Source organism: Pseudidiomarina sp., from assembly GCF_033722695.1.
In the GTDB taxonomy this organism is placed as follows: domain Bacteria; phylum Pseudomonadota; class Gammaproteobacteria; order Enterobacterales; family Alteromonadaceae; genus Pseudidiomarina.
In genome coordinates this window covers 27904-47467 of record NZ_JAWVYM010000003.1, presented here as the reverse complement: position 1 = coordinate 47467, position 19564 = coordinate 27904, and the positions used below count along the sequence as shown (strand labels likewise).

Sequence of the window (19564 nt, the reverse complement as noted above, 5' to 3'; positions counted from 1 at the left end):
AAGTCCTGTAGTAACAACCGAAACGCCTTAGTTGGCGTCGCGATAAACATATTTATAGGGATCAATCTGCTTATTATTGCGCAGCACTTCGTAATGTACATGTGGCCCCGTCGAACGGCCGGTGTTGCCAAGCACTGCAATCTGCTGACCGCGGGTGACGACGTCGCCCTCTTTTACCAGCAATTCATCACAGTGCCCATAGCGGGTTTTCAGACCAGCACCGTGGTCAATTTCAATCAACTTACCATACCCATAGCGCTCGCCCGACCAGGTCACTACCCCGGCGCCGGTAGCGAATACGCCAGCGCCTTCCTCCAGGCTGGCAAAATCAAGGCCCTTGTGCATCGCCGGGTTACCGTTAAATGGGTCTTTGCGAACACCATATTGCGAAGACAACCAGCCTGATTGGATCGGACGACCAGCAACAAAGCTCTCTGCAGAGATATGGTGACTCATCATCACAGACTCAAGGATTGCCAGTTGTTTTTGTTTGTCCGATAGTTGCCCCAGCATCCCGTCAATATTCTGCAACAGATCCTCCACCCGCACTTCCGGGGCATCAGCAATCGTTGCTTCGGGGCCACCAACAGCCATAGGCCCTGCACTGAAATCGAACTCACCGTTATCCACCTCGGCAACCTTTGCCAGGCGCTGACTAAGGGCGTCCAACCGCCGCATCTGCGACTGCATCTCGCCCAGATAAATCGTCATCGCGGTGAGTTTCTTTTCGGTCTGGTTTTTAAGCTCCAGCACGGCCGCTTCCTGCGCCGCCAGCGCGATTTGCTCTTTGGTGATGGTCTGTCGAGCGATAGTCGGATCGACACCGCTGTAGGCCCAGGGCTTAGTAAAAGCCAGTGTCACGAGCACGGCTATACTTGCCAGTGATAGCAAACGCCGTTGACTCAGGCGGAAACCGAATTTAACTTTGGTGCCTCGATAGAAGACTGATAGACTCATGCAATCTCTCGTTGCTAAAAAAAAACCATGGCACGTAACCGCCCCCGCACAACTCAACAACTTATAGCTGGCCAACAGTTACGGCGTTTTGCTGACTTTACCGACCAACACCGTCGCTGGCAACAGCTATTACAGTCTTGCTTCCTCAAGCTACAGCTGGAGCCGTTACTGGAGCACTGCGAGGTGCTCAATATTCGTGCACATAATCTGATCCTGCAGGTTTCATCCGGCGCCATCGCGCAACGGATAAAAACGCATCAAGCGCGCATTATAACGCATTTTCAACCTGAAGCTACGGTAGAACTCGAACGACTGGAAATCCGTATTCGTCCGGCCCATAAACCCGCGACTCTGCGCACGGCTACAGCCAGTGCTGAGCCAGCAACGGAGAGGGTACGGGAAGAACAGGATGCGGTCAGTAGACTGCGCGAGCAGGCGGCCTTATGTGACGAGCCGCTACGGACGCAGCTGCTCGCCCTGGCACAAAAATACGAGGATAACTAAGTTAAGATCAGGCGAGAGCCGGCGCAGTAAAAGCAATTGGTGCGGCAGCTTTGGGCTCTTCAAAGGTCACAAACTCCCAGGCTTCCTGGTTCTGCAAAATCGCCCGTAACAGCTGATTGTTCAGCGCATGGCCTGATTTATATGCCCGCAGGTGGCCAAGAATAGCGTAACCACACATATAAAGGTCACCAACCGCATCCAGCATTTTATGTTTTACGAATTCGTCGTCGTAACGCAAACCATCGCTGTTCAGAATACGGAACTCATCCAATACTACAGCGTTATCAAAACTACCGCCAAGTGCCAGATTATTGGCCCGCAGTGATTCTATATCTTTCATAAAACCAAAGGTGCGGGCCCGGCTAATCTGTTTGATAAAATTGCGGCTGCTGAAATCCATGCTGGTCACCTGTTTGGTGTCAGCAATCGCCGGGTGGTCGAAATCGATGGCAAAATCGATGCGGAAACCATGATGGGGTAGTAGTTCCGCCCATTTGTCATCTTCTTCAACCCGTACCGGTTGCTTGATCCGGATAAACTTTTTCGCTGCCTGTTGCTCCTGAATTCCCGCGCTCTGTAGCAGGTAAATAAACGGATGCGAGCTACCGTCCATGATCGGGATTTCGTGGCTGTCGACTTCAATGATCAGATTATCAATGCCCATCGCCGCAAGCGCTGCAAGCAGGTGCTCAACGGTGGAAACGCGGACATTATCTTCGTTGATCAGACAGGTACACATGCGGGTATCCTTGACCAGTTCAGCACTGGCGGGAATATCCACAGCAGGAGTCAGATCGACGCGGCGGAACACCAGCCCGGTATTAACCGGAGCCGGGCGCAGGGTCAACTGAACCTTGTTGCCTTTATGCAGGCCCACACCAGTGGTTGCAATAGGCTGTTTAATTGTACGCTGTTTAATCATGGTTACTCTTTTTTCACCTTTATTAATCTGATCTGACCAGTAAAACGCGCATAGTTTACCCAAAACAAGCGAAAATCGCAATTTTATCCATGGGTTTACCTTATTTTTACGATTGCCAGTGCCGTTAGTCGACCTGGCGGCGTAAAAATGCAGGAATATCCAGGTAGTCCATGTCTTTACCGCTGCTTGCTTTGGGCTTGGTCGCTGGTTTGGTCGCTTCCGGCTCAGCTTCAGCATTAGCGTTGGCATCGACCTCTTCTTCTTCGAAGATTTGACGGGCCGTGGCGGCGGTTTCATAACTACCAGCTGAACGTGAGTAGCCGCTGCCGCTGCGCATACCAGCGCTCTGGTTCGCGTTATTCACCAGCGAAATGTCCGGCTTTCGCTCAGCGCCAATACCAGTAGCGACCACAGTTACCCGCAGTTCTTCTGACATTTCGGTATCGATAACGGTACCAACGATAACCGTCGCATTCTCAGAGGCGAAAGCTTTCACAGTATTACCGACGATTTCAAACTCTTCGATGCTTAAGTCCATACCAGCGGTGATATTGACCAGCACACCACGTGCACCTGACAGGTCGATATCTTCCAGTAGCGGGCTGTTGATCGCCATTTCAGCGGCTTCCTGAGCCCGGTCTTCACCGCGCGCCACACCAGTACCCATCATTGCGGTACCCATTTCACGCATAACCGCACGCACGTCGGCGAAGTCGACGTTGATCAGACCGGTTTTGGTGATCAGTTCGGCAATGCCCTGCACAGCGCCCAGCAGCACGTTGTTTGCGGCGCCGAAAGCGTCCAGCAAACTGGTACCTTTACCGAGAACCTTCAGTAACTTCTCATTAGGTATGGTGATCAGTGAGTCAACAAAACGGCTCAGCTGGGCGATACCTTCATCGGCCACAGCCATGCGCTTGCGCCCTTCAAACGGGAAGGGTTTGGTCACAACGGCCACCGTCAGAATACCCAGCTCACGGGCAACCTCAGCCACCACCGGCGCCGCACCGGTACCGGTACCACCACCCATCCCTGCGGCAATAAATACCATATCTGCACCGGTCAGATGCTTTTTCAGCTCTTCACGGCTCTCTTCTGCAGCCTGGCGCCCCACTTCAGGGTTCGCGCCGGCTCCCAGGCCTTTCGTTACATCGCTGCCCAGCTGCACAGTAATATGCGCACCGTGATCGCGTAACGACTGCGCGTCGGTATTAGCGACAATAAACTGTACGCCTTCAATAGACTGGCTGATCATATGTTTAACGGCATTACCGCCGCCACCACCCACACCGACGACCTTGATTACGGCGTCGTTGTCGAAATTGTCGAGTACTTCAAATACGTCTGACATTATAGTTCTCCTTTTACCTGCTCATTGTACTACTTGTTGTACTACCCCAAAACACTGTTTTTCATTTATATAGTTATTAAAATTCGCCTTTAAACCAACCGTGAACGCGCTTCCACAACCCGATCACGTTGGCGGCTCCCGCTTCTTTCTGGCGGTTCTGCACATCCTGCTGGCCGTAACGTAACAAACCAACAGCTGTTGCATAAGTGGGATCCTGAACATAGTCGCTCAGCCCCTTCATGCCGAGTGGCTCGCCCAGGCGAACCGGCATCTGAAAAATTTCTTCGGCAAACTCAATCGCACCTTCCATGCGACCGCAGCCGCCGGTCAGTACGATGCCTGCGGCAATCTGTTCATCCAGGCCGCTCTGCTTAATTTCATCGCGGATGAGTTCGAACAATTCCTGGTATCTTGGCTCCACCACCTCGGCCAGAATGTGGCGCTGCATAATACGCGACGGCCGACCACCCACTGACGGCACTTCGATATTGTCGTCTTTGCTGACCAGCTCACGCAGTGCACAAGCATATTTGGTTTTAATATCTTCAGCATGATTCAGCGGCGTACGGAAAATTTTGGCAATATCGCTGGTGACCTGGTTACCCGCTGCAGGAATCACCGCGGTATGGCGCAATACGCCCTGGGTATAAATACAGATATCTATAGTGCCTGCCCCCATATCGACCAGCGCCACGCCTAAGTCTTTTTCATCATCGGTCAGCACTGAATAGCTGGATGCCAACGCTGAGAAGATCAGCCGGTCGACACTCAGGCCGCAACGCTCGACAGCCTTGACGATATTTTTGGCCATATCATTGGCGCAGGTGATGATATGCACTTTAGATTCCATCCGCACCCCCGACATACCGATCGGGCTTTTAATGCTCTCCTGCGAATCGATAACAAACTCCTGTGGCAGCACATGCAGAATGCGGCGTTCCTGCGCGATCGGGACCGATTTGGCAGCGTGGATCACGCTGTCGACATCATCCTGCGTCACTTCGGCTTCATTAATAGGCACCATGCCACTTTCGTTCTGACAGGAGATATGGCGTCCGGAAATGTTCAGATATACCGAGGCAATGCGGCAGTCGGCCATCAGCTCGGCCTCTTCAACCGCCCGCTGAATCGACTGCACCACCAGGTTCAGGTCATTCACGCCACCTTTGTCCATGCCCCGCGCAGCGGCAGCACCGACACCGATTACGCTGATCTCATTGTCGGCCATAACTTCACCGATCAATGTCACCACCTTGCTGGTACCGATATCAAGGCCTACAACCATGTTCCGTTCTGCTGCTTTTGACATCTTAAGTTAACTCTCTTTTGGTTGCTTTGCCGCAGTGCGCCAGCTTACAGCGACTCCGGTGTCATAACGTAAATCGACATATTCAATAAGCGCGTCGCGATGCGCTTCAATCTGCGGATACAAATCGATAAAACGTTGTACCCGTTCCAGTAATCCTTCGCGCCCTAACCGCAGTTCAATACCCGACTGCAACACCACATCAACCGCAAAGCGCTCTGATAGCTGCAAACTGCTAATCCAGTGCCCGTTCAGTTCCAGCAATTGCTGTACGTTCTGAAACTGAGCGAGGGTCTCATCGAGCGCATGCTCCGGACCACTCAGATAAGGTAGCGGCACCGTTAACACCGCCTTATCCGCTTCAAATATTTCGCCCTGCGCATTAATCAGTGCGCGCGGTCGCTGTTGCACATTCCAGTGTGCCAGTGGCTGCTGCTCGACCAGGAAAACCTTCAGAATATCCGGCCATTCTTTACGTACCGATGCCCGCGCCACCCAGGGCAATCCCTCAATACGACTGCGGATACCGTCAACATCCGCAGAGAAAAAGCTACCTAACTCGGTATCGGTCAGCGCCTGCCGCACTTCGTCCCGGCTGACGTACTCAAGTTCGCCCTGCACCACCAACTTGCGCAGCGGCACTTCATTGGCGTCCATTGCCAGGTAATACAGCCATACACTGCCGGCAATAGCACCGACCACCACGCTGAGAAAGAACACCAGTCCCAGCCAGAACTGCCAGCGCATCGCGGCCATGTCAGACTTCGCTGAGCTCGAGTATGCGCAGCACCAGTTGCTCAAAGCTCATGCCGCGGGCCCGTGCCGCCATAGGTACCAGACTTTTAGCTGTCATCCCCGGCACCATGTTTGCTTCCAACAGACGAAAGGCCCCTTCACCATCACACATGACGTCGACGCGGCCCCAGCCCCGTCCGCCTAGCGCCCGGAAAGCACTTACCGCCAGATGCTGCAACGCCTGTTCAGCGGAAGGGCTTAATCCGGCCGGACAATGGTACTGGGTGTCCGTTGCCTGATATTTAGCGTCATAATCATAAAACTCATGGGTGGTCTGCAAGCGAATCGACGGTAAGGCCTCATCGCCCAGAATCGCCACCGTATACTCGGCGCCCCCCAGCCAGCTCTCAACCAGTGCTTCCGCATCATATTGGTGAGCCAGCTGCAGCGCTGCGTGCAACTGGTTCACGGTACTGGCCGAACTCATGCCAATACTGGAGCCTTCCTGGGCCGGCTTGACCATCACTTTGCCCCCCAATTCCGCCAGCATGGCTTCGATGTCCTGCGCCGGACCGTCGCGCCGCACCACCAGGCTCGGAGCAACCGGCAGGCCTGCAGCCTGCCATACCTGCTTGGTCCGCACTTTATCCATTGCCAGCGCACAACCCAACACCCCACTGCCGGTATAGGGAATATTCAGATACTGCAAAGCCCCCTGCATCGCACCATCCTCGCCCCCCCGACCGTGTAATACGATAAAGGCACGGTCGAACCGCTCCGCCACCAGATCGGTCAAGGTCCGGCGCGCCGGGTCAAAAGCTTGGGCGTTGATCCCCTGAGCCTGCAATGCATGCAACACGGCGGTCCCGGAACGCAGGGACACCTCGCGTTCGGCGGAGTTACCACCGAGTAAAACGGCTACCTTGCCTGGCTCTCTCATTGGTCCTTCCCCGTTTGTGATGCTGCGGCTGATAATTCACGCAGCGCTTGTGGCTGCAGGGCGGATTGCTGAAGTTCCTGTGCCAGGGCACCGATGTTGCCGGCACCCTGCGCCAGCACTAAGTCACCGGGACGGACAACATCAGCCAGTGCCGCCATCAGTTCACTGCGGCTGCCAGCATAAATAGGCTCCACCTGACCGCGCATCCGTAATGAACGAGCCAGAGAGCGGCTGTCCGCGCCACTGACGGGCGCTTCACCGGCGCTGTAAACGTCAAGCAGTAACAGCACATCCACCTGCGCCAGCACCTGCACAAAATCATCGTAAAGGTCGCGCGTTCGCGAGTAGCGATGAGGCTGAAAAGCCATGACCAACCGCCGCTCTGGCCATCCGGCACGGGCCGCTGCAATGGTCGCCGCCACTTCTGAAGGGTGATGTCCGTAGTCATCCACCAGCATTACCTCGCCCTGCGCATCTTCTCGCTCCAGCTGATAACTACCCAGATGCTGAAAACGCCGTCCGATACCACCAAATTTGCGCAACGCGCGGGTTATCGCGGCGTCATTCAGGCCTTCGTCAGTAGCGACCGCGATTGCCGCCAGCGCATTTAACACGTTATGACGGCCAGGTAAGTTGACGGTGACCGCTAGCGGCTGGCGATCGCGGCGATGCACTGTAAAATGGCTCTGGCCGCCGGTTTGCCGGTAATCGGAGCCACGCACGTCGGCATCTTCGCTAAAGCCGTAAGTTATGAGCTGGCGACCAACCCGGGGTAATAACTCACGCACCACCGGGTCATCCACGCACATCACTGCCAGACCATAAAACGGCAGGTTATGCAGAAATTCAATGTAGGTATCCAGTAACTTGTTAAAGTCACCACCGTAGGTATCCATGTGGTCGGCTTCAATATTCGTTATCACTGATACCATCGGCTGCAGGTGCAGGAAGGACGCATCTGACTCATCGGCTTCGGCGATCAGATATTTGCTGGTACCCAGCCTGGCATTAGTGCCGGCACTGTTCAGCAGGCCGCCAATAACAAACGTCGGATCCAGTTCGCCTTCAGCAAAGATACTGGCGATAAGCGAAGTGGTGGTCGTTTTACCGTGGGTGCCAGCCACTGCCACGCCGTGCCGGAAACGCATCAGTTCAGCGAGCATCTCAGCGCGCCGTACCTGTGGGATAAAAGCCTCCTGAGCGGCGATCAGCTCCGGGTTATCCGCCGCTATTGCCGACGACACCACAATCACGTCAGCGCCTTTCACGTTACTGGCCGCATGGCCAATAAAGATATGGGCGCCGAAGTTGCGTAGCCGCCGTGTGTTCGCATTGTCAGCAATATCTGAACCGGCAATTTCATAGCCCTGATTAAGCAGTACCTCAGCGATACCGCCCATGCCCGCGCCGCCAATACCAACAAAGTGGATACGCCGCACCCGGCGCATCTCAGGTACATTGACTACAGTAAATGGCGCTGTATTACTTCTGATCATAATCGCCTGCCTTTGATTGTTCCGCTTTGGCCCAGCGTTCACACTGACTAACCACAGCTTCGGTGGCATCAGGGCGCGCAACTTTGCCGGCATTTCTTCGTAGCTGCAGCAATAGGTGTGGTTGTGAGCGCAGCTCGCCAAGCAACTTGGTCAGTGGTTTAATCGCTTTTAGTTCAGACTGCGGCAGTAGATAGCCGGCACCGGCCGTGACCAGTTCCCTGGCGTTGGCGGTCTGATGATCATCCACGGCGTGCGGCAAGGGGACAAAAATTGCCGGTGTGCCCACAACCGCCAGTTCACTGACCGTTAGTGCCCCGGCCCGGCAGATGACCACGTCGGCCTGGCGGTAGGCATGATGCATAGCCTCAATAAATTCAACAACCTGTACCTGCTCAATGCCTGCCTGCTGGTATGCCTGCTCAACCGCGGCAATGCGGCCGATACCGCACTGGTGCATGATTTTCAGCTGGCCTTTATCGTTTAACCGGCTGACTGCTGCGGGGACGGCTTCATTAAGTGCCTGGGCGCCGAGGCTGCCGCCAACCACCAGAATTCTGAAGCTTGCTTGCTCCGCCGGCTCATTAATGATCTCGCTCAGCCAGTCTTCCCGCAACGGATTGCCTGTAACTTCAGCGTTTTTCAGCTGGTTTTTAGCAGCCGTAAAGCCCACCATGGTATGGCTGGCAACCCGCGCCAGCAGTTTATTCGTCAAGCCGGCTACCGCATTCTGTTCATGGACAAGCAGCGGGATTCCGCTCCAACGCGCGGCCAGCCCGGCCGGGCCACAAACATAGCCGCCAAAAGTCAGTACCAGTTGACTACGGTGCTGTCGTAGCAGTGTGCGGCACTGCAGAAAGGCCCGGAATAACTGCCAGGGCGCGCGCAGCTTACGCATCAGCCCATGGCCGCGCATGCCGCGCATATCAATTTGTTCGAGCATGAAGCCAGCGGCAGGCACTATGCGCGCTTCCAGCCGTTGTTCGGTGGTACCCAGCCAGACGACCTGCCAGCCATAGCGGCGCAGACGCTCTGCCACGGCCAGTGCAGGAAACACATGACCACCGGTGCCAGCTGCTGCAATCAGGATCCGGTTCATCGGCTCCCCCCGCGCCGGGGCGCTACTTTTAACTGGGCCAAGCGCACTTCATAATCGATGCGCAACAGTATGCCGACCGCAATACAACTGATCAGCAGGCTGGTACCGCCATAACTGATGAGCGGCAGGGTCAGGCCTTTGGTTGGCAGCAAGCCGGCGGCCGCACCGATATTCACCATGGCCTGGAAAGCGAACCAGATACCAATGCCATAGGCGACAAAACCACCGAACTGCAGTTTATTCTGCTGGTCGCTTTGCAGAGCCCGGTGACCGAGCTGCATGGCCCGCAATACCAGACCAAAAACCAATATCAGAATTACCAGGATGCCGATAAAGCCGAGCTCTTCGCCAACCACCGCCATAATAAAATCAGTGTGGGCTTCGGGCAAATATTGTAACTTCTGGATGCTGTTGCCCAGGCCCTGTCCGAACCAGTCGCCGCGGCCAAAGGCCATGAGTGACTGGGTCAACTGATAGCCACTACCAAAGGGATCCTGCCAGGGGTCGAGGAACGAGACGATACGGCGCATCCGGTAAGGTTCGTAGATGATGAGCGCTGTCAGTACCAGCGCGAATACGATAATAACCCCAAAGAACTGCCACAGACGGGCTCCGGCTAAAAATAGCATGCCCACGACGATGCAGGACATCACAACCAGCGAGCCAAAATCAGGTTGCAACAGTAATAACAGGGCAAAACAAAACAGCACTGCCAGTGGTTTGATAAAGCCACGCAGGTTTTCCTGCACCTGATCAAAACGCCGATGTAAATAGCTGGCCATGTAAATAAGGAAGAAGAGTTTAGCCAGTTCGGCGGTCTGCAGGGTCACCGGACCAACGCGGATCCAGCGTTTGGCGCCATTGACTTCATGGCCGATCACCAACACCATCACTAACATACCCAGCGCGATCAGCAGCAGCGCAGCACTGCCATTGAACCAGAAACGCACCGGGATCTGCACCACCAGCGCCAGCATACCCAGTCCCAGCACCAGATACATGCTGTGCCGCATAACAAAATGAAATGGGTTATCGGTCAAACGCTCACCGACCGGGAACGAAGCCGAGGCCACCATCACCAGACCAATCGCCAGTAAGCTCAAACTGAGCCACAGCAGGGCCCGATCGTAAAGCGCGTTTCCCTGTGGCCACCACCACTGCCGTATGCGCAGCCAGGGTGACTGCTGCAGTGCGGCTTGCTGAATACCCAGTTCGAGTTGTTGCTCGCTACGCATGGCAGGCCTCCACGGCTTGCCGGAACTGCTCGCCCCGGTCTTCATAGTTGCGGAACATATCCAGACTGGCGCACGCTGGCGATAGCAGTACCATACTACCTTCAGTAGCCAGGGTCTTGGCTACAGCGACAGCTTCACGCAGAGAACCAACTTTGTGTGCGGCCGGGTGATGAGCGGCTATACGATCACCATCTTTACCCAGCGTAATCAGTACATCTACCTGGCTCAGGGCGTCGCGGAACTGATTGAAGTCAGCGCCCTTGCCATCACCGCCGGCGATCAGCAGCAACTTGCCGGGAACCAGTTCCCGCACGCCTTTTATCGCGGCTTCAGCGGCGCCGATATTCGTCGCCTTGGAATCATTAACCCACTGTACACCCTGATATTCACCAATAAGCTCGCAGCGATGCGGCAAGCCGCGGAACTGCCGCACCGCCTCGACTACTGACGGCGGCTCGATACCAACCGCCGATACCAGTGCCAGGGCGGCCTGGACATTCAGTAAGTTGTGTATGCCGGTTAACTGTAATTCCGATGCGTTGAGTAAAACCTCGCCGTTCCAACCTATCGCTGGCTGCCCTTGCTGCTGGTGCAGACCGAACAGACCGGGCAACTCAGCATCGCTTTCATCAGCTCCGAAGCTCAACTGTTGATCCAGCGGCAGGTCCCGTGGCGCGGTCACCCGCTGTTCACGATTCCACACGGCAGTGCGGGTAAAGTTGTATATTCGCTGTTTGGACGCAGCGTAATCCTGAGCGGTCGCGTAACGGTCCAGGTGATCATCACTGATGTTCAGTATGGTGGCGGCGCTGAGCTTGAGGTTATGAATCAGGTCCAGCTGGAAGCTTGAGAGTTCCAGCACATAGATCTCAACCTGGTCCTCAGCGTCGCTCATGAGCAGATCCAGAACCGGAACCCCGATGTTACCGCCTACGGCCACTTTGCGGCCAGCCGCCTGTACCAGTTCGCCAACCAGCCGGGTTACGGTAGATTTTCCGTTCGATCCGGTAATGCCGATAATTGGCTTACTGACCGCCGCACCGAAAATTTCAATGTCTCCGGTCAGCGGGATCTCGGCATCTTGAGCCAGCTGAATAGCTTCCAGGCGAGTATCAATGCCGGGGCTGAGGATAAGTAAATCCATCTCCACCAGCAGTCCCGCGTCAAGGGGACCGGTGTGCACTTCGATGTCGGGATCAAGTTCCTGCAACGCAGCGAGGCCAGCAGGCGCAGAGCGGGTATCAAAAACAACTGGTGTCAGCCCCCTGCTCAGCAGGTAGCGAACACACGACAGACCGGTCTGGCCGAGGCCGACCACTCCGATAGTGTCATATGTGTCGAGTGCTGCCAGTTGCTGCATTATTTTATCCTGATCATCTTAGTTTAAGTGAAGCCAGCGCGATCAATACGAACACCAGCGACAAAATCCAGAAGCGCACGATGACGCGCGGCTCCGGCCAGCCTTTCAGTTCGTAGTGATGATGAATAGGGGCCATGCGAAAAACCCGTTTGCCGCGTAGTTTGTACGAGCCTACCTGCAGCATGACCGAAACCGTTTCCATCACGAACACGCCGCCCATGATAAAGAGAATGAGTTCCTGCCGGACCATCACGGCAATAACACCCAGCGCCGCACCTAAGGCAAGTGATCCCACATCGCCCATAAACACCAGTGCCGGGTAGGTGTTAAACCATAAAAAGCCTAGGCCGGCACCGCAAATTGCGGTACAGACCACAATGAGTTCACCGGCCAGTGGCAGGTGGGGGATATTCAGGTAGCCGGCAAAATTCATGTTGCCCGAGGCATAAGCGAAAATACCCAGCGCCGCGGCCACCATAATAGTCGGCACGATCGCCAGCCCATCCAGGCCGTCGGTGAGGTTCACCGCATTGCTGGTGCCAACAATCACAAAGTACGCCAGCAGGATATACAGCAAGCCTAACTGCGGCATGACCTCCTTAAAGAACGGCACCAGCAGCTGAGTTTCAGCACCAATGGTGGCATTGGCATACAAAAATATCGCCGCGACCGTGGCAATGGCCGACTGCCAGAAGTACTTCCAGCGCGCCGGCAGGCCGCGGGAGTTTTTCTGGACCACTTTGCGGTAATCATCGATGAAGCCAACCAGGCCAAAACCGATCACGACGCCCAGTACCACCTGCACGTAACGGTTAGCGAGATCGGCCCAGAGCAGCGTTGACACGACTATCGAAGCAATAATTAATAAGCCGCCCATGGTCGGCGTGCCCGCTTTGCTCAGATGCGACTGTGGCCCGTCATCGCGCACCGACTGCCCAATCTGCAAGCGTTGCAGGTAGCGAATCAGATGAGGACCTATCCACAGCGATAGCATTAATGCGGTGAGGACGCTCAGGATGGCGCGCATCGTCAGGTACGAGAAGACGTTGAACGCCGTTGCGAATTGGGTCAGATATTCCGCAAGCCACACTAACATGCGTGGGTTCCTTTTCCGGTTAAGCCGGGCTGTAAGTCAGTGGTGCGCAACTGCAACGCCTCGATCACCCGTTCCATATGGGCGCTGCGTGATCCTTTCACCAGAATGGTGACCGGAGCTGCAGCGTTAGAAACAGTTTCAACGATGGCTTCAACCAGGCGCTCCAGGTATGAAAAGTGACGACCTCCGCGGCCGTTGAACACTTCACTGGCGCTCTGACTCAACACCCCCAGGGTATATAAATTATCGATGCCGGCAGTGATCGCATAGGCACCAACCTCTTCGTGATATTGTCTGGCCTGGCTACCCAGTTCACCCATATCGCCCAGCACCATCATCCGGTAGCCGGGATAAACCGCAAGCATATCCAGTGCTGCCTTAACGGAGCCGACATTGGCATTATAACTGTCGTCGATAAGCTTAACGCCGGGGTTGACCTGAATGACCTGTAAACGACCGGACACTGGCGTTAAATTAGCCAGTGCGGTGCGGGCATCAGACAGCGGACAACCTACCGCAACTGCGGCACTAATGGCTACCAGCGCATTGTCAACATTGTGTAAACCCGGCAAATTTAACTGAATTTTTTCCTGTAGTGCCGTCCCGGTCAGGGTTGCTGGTAAATGCACCGTGAAGCCGGCACAGCCATGTTCATTGAGCTCAATATTGCTGGCCGCAATTGCGGGCTCGTTTTGTTCATTGCCACTGCGCCCGAAAGTCAGATGACGGCGGTCGGCAAGGTTCTGCTGCCAGCAGCCGGCGAATTGCGAATTGGCCGGCGTCAGGGCCAGCCCGCCGTCGCCCAGACCGCGGAAGATCTCGGATTTGGCGCGGAAAACCCCGTGCAGGTCACCGAAGCCTTCAACATGGGCCGGGGCTACATTATTGATAATAGCCACCTCAGGCTTGGTCAACCGGGTGGTGTAGGCGATTTCGCCCTGGTGATTGGCGCCAAGCTCAATGACTGCAAAGTCGTGATCTGGTTCCAGCCGCAGTAACGTCAGTGGCACACCAATATCGTTATTAAAATTACCGGCCGTTGCCAGCACCTTGCCCTGGGTACGGAGAATCGCTGCCAGCATCTCTTTAACTGTGGTTTTGCCACTGCTGCCGGTTATGGCAATTGTTTTCGGTTGCACTTGCGCTTTTACTGCGGCGCCCAGCTCGCCCAGCGCCTGATGGGTGTCGGCCACCAGAATTTGCGGCACCGGCACGTCGAGCCGGCGACTGACCACTAAGGCGGCGGCGCCTTTTTCAACCGCCTGCGCGGCAAAATCGTGCGCGTCAAAATTTGGCCCCTTCAATGCGATAAAAAGGCATCCGGAGGGCAGTTGGCGGGTATCGGTACTCACCGTTTCGATGCTGAGATTATCACCGTGCAGTTCGCCGCCAACAGCCTTACAAATCCAGCGTAGATCGGTATTTATCATGCTCGCCCCTCCCGCGTCTGCTGCTGCGCAAACCAGTTGGCAACCAGTCGGCGTTCGTCGTAAGGCAGACGCTGTTGCCCCACTACCTGATAATCTTCGTGGCCTTTACCAGCCAGCAGCACGATGTCGTCGCCGCCCGCCTTGGCGATGGTTGCCAGTACCGCTTCACGGCGCCCTTCGATCACGGTGACATGGTCGCGTGCCGGCATACCGGCCAGAATATCCTGAACAATCTGCTGCGGCTCTTCGGTGCGCGGATTATCATCTGTGACAACCACCTGGTCGGCGAGTTTCACGGCAACGCCCCCCATCTGTGGACGCTTGCCGCGATCCCGGTCGCCGCCACAACCAAACAGGCACCAGAGCTTACCGCGGCAGTGCGGCCGCAACGCTTCGAGCACCTGCTGCAGGGCATCAGGAGTGTGGGCGTAATCGACTATAATTAAAGGTTGGTCAGTGCTGCCGCCGAAGGCCTCCATACGGCCTGGAACTGCGTGAATCCGGTCGGCAGCTGCGGCAACGTCGGCTAGTTGGTAGTCAAGGGCGACCACGCTGGTGATAGCCACCAGCAGGTTATATACGTTGAAGCGACCCAGTAATGCCGACTGCACCTTAACCTGGCTTGCGCCATAGTTAACGGTAAAACTTGTGCCCTGCTCGGTAAACTCGATATCGCTGGCCCACAACGCCTTATCGTGTTGCTGCGGACTCAGGCTGACACGCCAGCTGTCCGAGCGATCCGGCAGCCAGGCAGCCAGTGCGGCATCGTCAACATTCAGCACACTGTGCCGGGTATCCAGATCCGTGAACAGACGCCGTTTGGCACCAGCGTAGTTCGCCATGGTGCCATGATAATCCAGGTGATCCCGGCTGATATTGGTGGCGGCGCCGACGGCGAAATGAATCGCTTCGACCCGGCGCTGCACCAGCGCATGGGAAGACACCTCCATCGCCACCACTTGCGCGCCTTCGGCCACTAGCGTGGCCAGCCGCTGCTGTACGGTAATAGCATCGGGGGTGGTGTGCTGCTCGGGCAATAGCATGCCTGGAAATCCGCTGCCTGTGGTGCCGATAACACCAGCACGAACGCCCAAATTTTCCAATAACTGCGCGATCAGATAAGTCACCGAGGTTTTGCCGTTAGTACCTGTGACCCCGATAATTTGTGCACGCTGGGCCGGCGCCCCGTAAAAACGCGAAGCCAGCGCCGATAATTCATCTTTCAGATTTGGTACTTCAATCACCCAGGCGCTGCCGCGCTCAGCGACACCAAAACTATCTGAAGCGCTAAATATAACCCTGGCGCCAGACTGAATAGCCTTGTCAATAAATTCGCGACCATCAGTCTGATAGCCCGGCACCGCGACAAAGGCATCGCCCGGCGCGACTTGCCGGCTGTCTGATTTCAGCCCGCCAATTTCAAGCTGAGGCAGTTGCAACGGATAGTCTGGCAGTAGCTGTCTGATATTAATCATTGGCGCCTCCGAAACCGGCAACTTTCAGCTGCGTATCCTCAAGGTTGTCCGGCGGTACATTCAGCAGTCGCAGTGCATCGCCGACAATTTCTGCAAATACCGGCGCTGACACGTCACTACCGTAATACTCATCGCCGCGTGGCTCGTTGATGGTAACCACTACAGCCAGGCGCGGGTCGCTCACCGGTGCCACCCCGGCAAATAAAGTTACATATTCATCACCGTAACCCCCGGCTACCGCCTTACGTGAAGTGCCGGTCTTGCCGGCTACCCGGTAACCGCGTACCCGGGCCCGTTTACCGGATCCATCCAGCACCACCTGCTCCAGCATACCCAGCACAGCTTTGGCGTTGGCTTCGCTGACCACCCGCTCGCCCGCAGGCGCGCCTTCGCGGCGTTGCACGGTCAAAGGCCGCTGGATGCCGCCGTTACCAATAATCGCGTACATCTGTGCTAGCTGCAGGGTCGTAACCGATACACCGTAGCCGTATGATAAAGTTGCTGTTTCAAAATCCGATGAACGGGGCCGGTTCTGCAAGATGCCATAGCTCTCGCCCAGCAAGGCGACGCCGGTATCGTTACCAAAGCCGACTGCTGCATAGGTCGCCAGCATCTTATCAATGCCGGTCGCCAGCGCGATTTTGGCCGAACCCACGTTACTTGATTCTTTGAGTACTTCGGTGACTGTCAGCTTGCCCCGGTTAACCGGGTCACTGACCCGGCGGCCACCTAAGCGCAGCCAGCCCGGCGCGGTATCAATTACCTGATCGGCGGTAATCGCACCGGCTTCAAGGCCCGCCAGAACCGTCAATGGCTTGACCGTTGAACCTGGTTCGTAAGCATCGGTTACTGCGCGGTTGCGCATCCGGTGCGCCTGCAGATCGGCACGGTTATTCGGGTTGTAGGACGGGCTGTTGACCATCGCGAGGACCTCACCGGTCTGCACGTCAACAATCACTGCTGAACCGGATGTTGCCTGGTGATAGCGCACGGCTTTTTTCAGTTCAGCATAAGCAAGTGATTGCAGGCGTTGGTCGATACTCAGCGTCAGTTGTTTTGGTTGTTCCGCTGCGACCACTCGCACTTCCTCAACAACCCGTCCTTGTGCGTCCTTGCGGTAGACCCGCTCTCCTGGTGTGCCGGTCAGAACACTGTCATAAATAGCTTCGAGCCCCTCAATACCGCGCCCGTCAATGTCGGTAAAACCCACCACATGGGCGGTAATTTCGCCAACCGGATAAAAACGGCGCGACTCGGTTTTCAGGTAGATGCCGGGAATTCCCAGTTGCCGCACAAACTCAGCGACCGCCGGGGTTACTTTGCGTTCCAGGTAAACAAAGCGCCGACCCGGGTCGGCGACTTTGTCCAGCAGATCGTCAACATCCGTACGGAAAACTTCGGCCAGCGCCAGCCAGCGTTCCCGGTTGTCCAGTCCCTGACCTTGATGAACGCGCTGCGGATCGGCCCAGACGGTCTGCACCGGCACACTGACCGCCAGTTCACGGCCGTTACGATCAACGATGGTGCCCCGTTGCACGGCCGTCGTATCCGCGCGCAATGAGCGGCGGTCACCTTCATAAATAAGCCGCTCAGGCTCAATCACCTGAATGTAGGCTGCGCGGGCGACCAGCGAACCAAATACCAGCGCCAGCACCAGCATTGAGAAATAAAAGCGCCCGCTGCCCTGTTTCGCTGTCATTTTCTTGTTACGGCGGTTCGGAGTTACTGCCATGGTACCAGCACCTCCTGTTTCCCTTCCGGACGAACCATGTCCAGTCGCTGCTCAGCGATTCGCTCAACCCGGCTGTGTTCGGTCAGGGCGTTCTGCTCTATCTGCAGATGGCGCCATTCAATATCCAGATTATCGCGATCAGAGAGCAGGTTATCCCGCTCGGTGGTGATGAGCCGGTGGGCATGGGCAACGTAGATAACCGTCAGCGAACTCATCACCACGGCCAGAAACAACACCACCAGCAACAGCTGCTGGCGTATATCATCAAACATGACACTGAACAGAGCAGGTACGCGGCTAGTCGTCATAAGCTAACCTCGCTGCCACCCGCAGCACTGAACTACGTGCCCGCGGATTTTGCTGAATTTCGGCGGTCGACGGCTTAATTGCTTTGCTCACCAGGCGTAAGGTTTCGCCCCGATCGATCTGATCATCGCGCAGCGGCAAGCCGGCGGGGATTTTCTTTCCCTGGCTCTGAGCGCGCATAAAACGTTTTACGATTCGGTCTTCCAGACTGTGAAAACTAATCACGGCCAGCCGCCCTTCCGGCTTGAGGCCGTAAATGGCCGCGTTCAGGGCTTCTTCAATTTCTTCCAGCTCGCGATTGATGTGGATACGGATAGCCTGAAAGCTCCGGGTAGCCGGATGCTTATGTTTATCTTTAAAGGGGACAGCGGTATCAATCAGCGCAGCCAGTTCGTGGGTTGTGCGCAGCGGCTGCTCCGCCCGGCGCGCCAGAATCGCCTGAGCGATACGCCAGGCAAAGCGCTCTTCACCATAGTCCCGCAGCACCCGGGCAATTTCATCAGCGCTGGCGGTGTTAACAAAATCAGCTGCGGTGGGGCCGCTGCTGGTATCCATGCGCATATCAAGGGGGCCTTCACGCATAAAGCTAAAGCCCCGACCGGCTTCGTCCAATTGTGGGGAGGACACGCCAAGGTCAAACAAGATGCCATCGAGCTGGCCACGCAGTTGCTGCGTTTCCAAAACGTCGTCAAGCCGGGAAAACGGGCTGTGGATAATGGTAAAGCGGGGGTCATCGGCCAGCGACTGCGCCGCCTCAATCGCGGTGGGGTCGCGATCCAGAGCGATAAGTTGTCCCTGGCTGTTTAATTGTGACAGGATAGCGCGCGAATGCCCCCCCCGGCCGAAGGTCGCATCTAGATATATTCCGTCTGGTCTGATGGCAAGAGCCTCGATCGACTCCTGTAGCAGCACCGAGACATGTTGCGGCGCTTTTATTGTCATTATAATGAGAAATCTTGTAGTCGATCACTAAGTGCCAAATCGTCTTCCTGCTCGGCAGCCATATCGGCGGCAACCTGCGATTGCCAGGCTTCTTCTGACCAGAGTTCAAATTTATTGAGCTGACCGATAATCATGATCTTTTTGCTCAGATCGGCATGCTGACGCAGGGTTGGTGCGATCAGAATGCGACCATTTTTATCCATCTGGCAGTCTTCGGCATGGCCTAACAACAGGCGTTGGAGACGACGCTCCGCGGGGTTCATACTGGATAACGTGGTGAGCTTCTGTTCGATTAGCTGCCATTGCGGCAACGGGTACAGCAGTAAACAAGGTTGTTTGATGTCAATGGTACAAACCATTTGTCCTTCGCAGTCCAACAGCAAGCTCTTCCGATACTTTGCCGGTATCGCAAGTCGACCTTTGTCATCAAGACTGAGTGCTGCTGCGCCACGAAACATGGTTGTCCCCACTGAATGCTCGTGATCCTTTCCTTTTGATCCTGAGCGATCCACAATTATCCACAAATCCCCACAATTAGACAGTCTAGGTGCGAATCTTGACCCCTGTCAAGGAAAAACACAATCTTTGCGTTATCTGTTTGCAGCGCTTGCAGCGGCTAAGAGGTCTTGACGCAATCGGGCTTCTGCCGGATGATGTCCGGTACGTCAAATAATAAAAATT

At 55.7% G+C, this 19564-nt stretch carries 18 protein-coding genes; 1 reads left to right on the top strand and 17 read right to left on the bottom strand.

Annotated elements, in window-relative coordinates; all coding sequences use genetic code 11:
* Nucleotides 1-27 precede the first annotated feature (27 nt).
* Nucleotides 28-957 carry a M23 family metallopeptidase gene (locus R3196_RS02190; RefSeq protein WP_318935003.1) on the bottom strand — a complete coding sequence of 310 codons (930 nt, stop codon included), beginning with the start codon at nt 955-957 and terminating at the stop codon, nt 28-30.
* Between the two features lie 27 nt (nt 958-984).
* Here R3196_RS02190 and R3196_RS02185 point away from each other — a divergent pair, with 27 nt between their 5' ends.
* Nucleotides 985-1461, top strand: coding sequence for a DciA family protein (locus R3196_RS02185; RefSeq protein ID WP_318935002.1), 477 nt, complete (start codon nt 985-987; stop codon nt 1459-1461).
* A gap of 7 nt (nt 1462-1468) precedes the next feature.
* On the opposite strand, the gene lpxC is transcribed toward R3196_RS02185, so the two are convergent.
* From lpxC to mraZ, 16 genes are all read right to left on the bottom strand, one after another.
* Nucleotides 1469-2383 carry a UDP-3-O-acyl-N-acetylglucosamine deacetylase gene (lpxC, locus tag R3196_RS02180; protein ID WP_318935001.1) on the bottom strand — a complete coding sequence of 305 codons (915 nt, stop codon included), beginning with the start codon at nt 2381-2383 and terminating at the stop codon, nt 1469-1471.
* 124 nt (nt 2384-2507) lie between these two features.
* Nucleotides 2508-3734, bottom strand: coding sequence for a cell division protein FtsZ (ftsZ, locus tag R3196_RS02175; protein WP_318935000.1), 1227 nt, complete (start codon nt 3732-3734; stop codon nt 2508-2510).
* 76 nt (nt 3735-3810) lie between these two features.
* Nucleotides 3811-5043: a cell division protein FtsA gene (gene ftsA / locus R3196_RS02170; RefSeq protein ID WP_318934999.1), complete on the bottom strand. Its 1233-nt coding sequence runs from the start codon at nt 5041-5043 to the stop codon at nt 3811-3813.
* 6 nt (nt 5044-5049) lie between these two features.
* A complete protein-coding gene (locus R3196_RS02165; RefSeq protein ID WP_318934998.1) occupies nt 5050-5796 on the bottom strand; it encodes a cell division protein FtsQ/DivIB in 747 nt (248 codons plus the stop codon).
* Nucleotide 5797: 1 nt separating this feature from the next.
* Nucleotides 5798-6715: a D-alanine--D-alanine ligase gene (locus R3196_RS02160; RefSeq protein WP_318934997.1), complete on the bottom strand. Its 918-nt coding sequence runs from the start codon at nt 6713-6715 to the stop codon at nt 5798-5800.
* The gene (gene murC / locus R3196_RS02155) at nt 6712-8211 is read right to left on the bottom strand and encodes a UDP-N-acetylmuramate--L-alanine ligase (protein WP_318934996.1); all 1500 of its coding nucleotides are present in this window, start codon (nt 8209-8211) and stop codon (nt 6712-6714) included. Before murC ends, R3196_RS02160 begins: the two co-directional genes overlap by 4 nt.
* Nucleotides 8198-9307, bottom strand: a complete 1110-nt coding sequence (gene murG, locus R3196_RS02150) for an undecaprenyldiphospho-muramoylpentapeptide beta-N-acetylglucosaminyltransferase (protein ID WP_318934995.1) — start codon at nt 9305-9307, stop codon at nt 8198-8200. The genes murC and murG overlap by 14 nt, the downstream gene beginning before the upstream one ends.
* Nucleotides 9304-10542: a cell division protein FtsW gene (gene ftsW / locus R3196_RS02145; protein WP_318934994.1), complete on the bottom strand. Its 1239-nt coding sequence runs from the start codon at nt 10540-10542 to the stop codon at nt 9304-9306. Before ftsW ends, murG begins: the two co-directional genes overlap by 4 nt.
* Nucleotides 10535-11902 (bottom strand): UDP-N-acetylmuramoyl-L-alanine--D-glutamate ligase, encoded by a 1368-nt coding sequence (gene murD / locus R3196_RS02140; RefSeq protein WP_318934993.1) that lies wholly within the window; start codon nt 11900-11902, stop codon nt 10535-10537. The genes ftsW and murD overlap by 8 nt, the downstream gene beginning before the upstream one ends.
* A 13-nt stretch (nt 11903-11915) precedes the next feature.
* On the bottom strand, nt 11916-12998 hold the full coding sequence (gene mraY / locus R3196_RS02135) for a phospho-N-acetylmuramoyl-pentapeptide-transferase (RefSeq protein ID WP_318934992.1): 1083 nt from the start codon (nt 12996-12998) through the stop codon (nt 11916-11918).
* A complete protein-coding gene (locus R3196_RS02130) occupies nt 12992-14428 on the bottom strand; it encodes a UDP-N-acetylmuramoyl-tripeptide--D-alanyl-D-alanine ligase (RefSeq protein WP_318934991.1) in 1437 nt (478 codons plus the stop codon). Before R3196_RS02130 ends, mraY begins: the two co-directional genes overlap by 7 nt.
* Nucleotides 14425-15903: a UDP-N-acetylmuramoyl-L-alanyl-D-glutamate--2,6-diaminopimelate ligase gene (gene murE / locus R3196_RS02125; RefSeq protein ID WP_318934990.1), complete on the bottom strand. Its 1479-nt coding sequence runs from the start codon at nt 15901-15903 to the stop codon at nt 14425-14427. The genes R3196_RS02130 and murE overlap by 4 nt, the downstream gene beginning before the upstream one ends.
* Nucleotides 15896-17635, bottom strand: coding sequence for a peptidoglycan D,D-transpeptidase FtsI family protein (locus R3196_RS02120; protein ID WP_318934989.1), 1740 nt, complete (start codon nt 17633-17635; stop codon nt 15896-15898). The genes murE and R3196_RS02120 overlap by 8 nt, the downstream gene beginning before the upstream one ends.
* Nucleotides 17626-17943 (bottom strand): cell division protein FtsL, encoded by a 318-nt coding sequence (gene ftsL / locus R3196_RS02115; RefSeq protein WP_318934988.1) that lies wholly within the window; start codon nt 17941-17943, stop codon nt 17626-17628. Before ftsL ends, R3196_RS02120 begins: the two co-directional genes overlap by 10 nt.
* A complete protein-coding gene (gene rsmH / locus R3196_RS02110) occupies nt 17933-18883 on the bottom strand; it encodes a 16S rRNA (cytosine(1402)-N(4))-methyltransferase RsmH (RefSeq protein WP_318934987.1) in 951 nt (316 codons plus the stop codon). Before rsmH ends, ftsL begins: the two co-directional genes overlap by 11 nt.
* A complete protein-coding gene (gene mraZ, locus R3196_RS02105) occupies nt 18883-19341 on the bottom strand; it encodes a division/cell wall cluster transcriptional repressor MraZ (protein WP_318935097.1) in 459 nt (152 codons plus the stop codon). Before mraZ ends, rsmH begins: the two co-directional genes overlap by 1 nt.
* Between the last annotated feature and the right edge of the window lie 223 nt (nt 19342-19564).

Excerpts from the sequence above, each read along its gene's own strand:
- mraZ (WP_318935097.1), bottom strand. The coding sequence starts at position 19,341 with ATGTTTCGTGGCGCAGCAGCACTCAGTCTTGATGACAAAGGTCGACTT.
- ftsL (WP_318934988.1), bottom strand. The coding sequence starts at position 17,943 with ATGACGACTAGCCGCGTACCTGCTCTGTTCAGTGTCATGTTTGATGAT.
- R3196_RS02190 (WP_318935003.1), bottom strand. The coding sequence starts at position 957 with ATGAGTCTATCAGTCTTCTATCGAGGCACCAAAGTTAAATTCGGTTTC.
- R3196_RS02160 (WP_318934997.1), bottom strand. The coding sequence starts at position 6,715 with ATGAGAGAGCCAGGCAAGGTAGCCGTTTTACTCGGTGGTAACTCCGCC.
- lpxC (WP_318935001.1), bottom strand. The coding sequence starts at position 2,383 with ATGATTAAACAGCGTACAATTAAACAGCCTATTGCAACCACTGGTGTG.
- R3196_RS02120 (WP_318934989.1), bottom strand. The coding sequence starts at position 17,635 with ATGGCAGTAACTCCGAACCGCCGTAACAAGAAAATGACAGCGAAACAG.
- mraY (WP_318934992.1), bottom strand. The coding sequence starts at position 12,998 with ATGTTAGTGTGGCTTGCGGAATATCTGACCCAATTCGCAACGGCGTTC.
- ftsW (WP_318934994.1), bottom strand. The coding sequence starts at position 10,542 with ATGCGTAGCGAGCAACAACTCGAACTGGGTATTCAGCAAGCCGCACTG.
- murD (WP_318934993.1), bottom strand. The coding sequence starts at position 11,902 with ATGCAGCAACTGGCAGCACTCGACACATATGACACTATCGGAGTGGTC.
- R3196_RS02130 (WP_318934991.1), bottom strand. The coding sequence starts at position 14,428 with ATGATAAATACCGATCTACGCTGGATTTGTAAGGCTGTTGGCGGCGAA.
- murE (WP_318934990.1), bottom strand. The coding sequence starts at position 15,903 with ATGATTAATATCAGACAGCTACTGCCAGACTATCCGTTGCAACTGCCT.
- ftsZ (WP_318935000.1), bottom strand. The coding sequence starts at position 3,734 with ATGTCAGACGTATTTGAAGTACTCGACAATTTCGACAACGACGCCGTA.
- murC (WP_318934996.1), bottom strand. The coding sequence starts at position 8,211 with ATGATCAGAAGTAATACAGCGCCATTTACTGTAGTCAATGTACCTGAG.
- R3196_RS02165 (WP_318934998.1), bottom strand. The coding sequence starts at position 5,796 with ATGGCCGCGATGCGCTGGCAGTTCTGGCTGGGACTGGTGTTCTTTCTC.
- ftsA (WP_318934999.1), bottom strand. The coding sequence starts at position 5,043 with ATGTCAAAAGCAGCAGAACGGAACATGGTTGTAGGCCTTGATATCGGT.
- murG (WP_318934995.1), bottom strand. The coding sequence starts at position 9,307 with ATGAACCGGATCCTGATTGCAGCAGCTGGCACCGGTGGTCATGTGTTT.
- rsmH (WP_318934987.1), bottom strand. The coding sequence starts at position 18,883 with ATGACAATAAAAGCGCCGCAACATGTCTCGGTGCTGCTACAGGAGTCG.
- R3196_RS02185 (WP_318935002.1), top strand. The coding sequence starts at position 985 with ATGGCACGTAACCGCCCCCGCACAACTCAACAACTTATAGCTGGCCAA.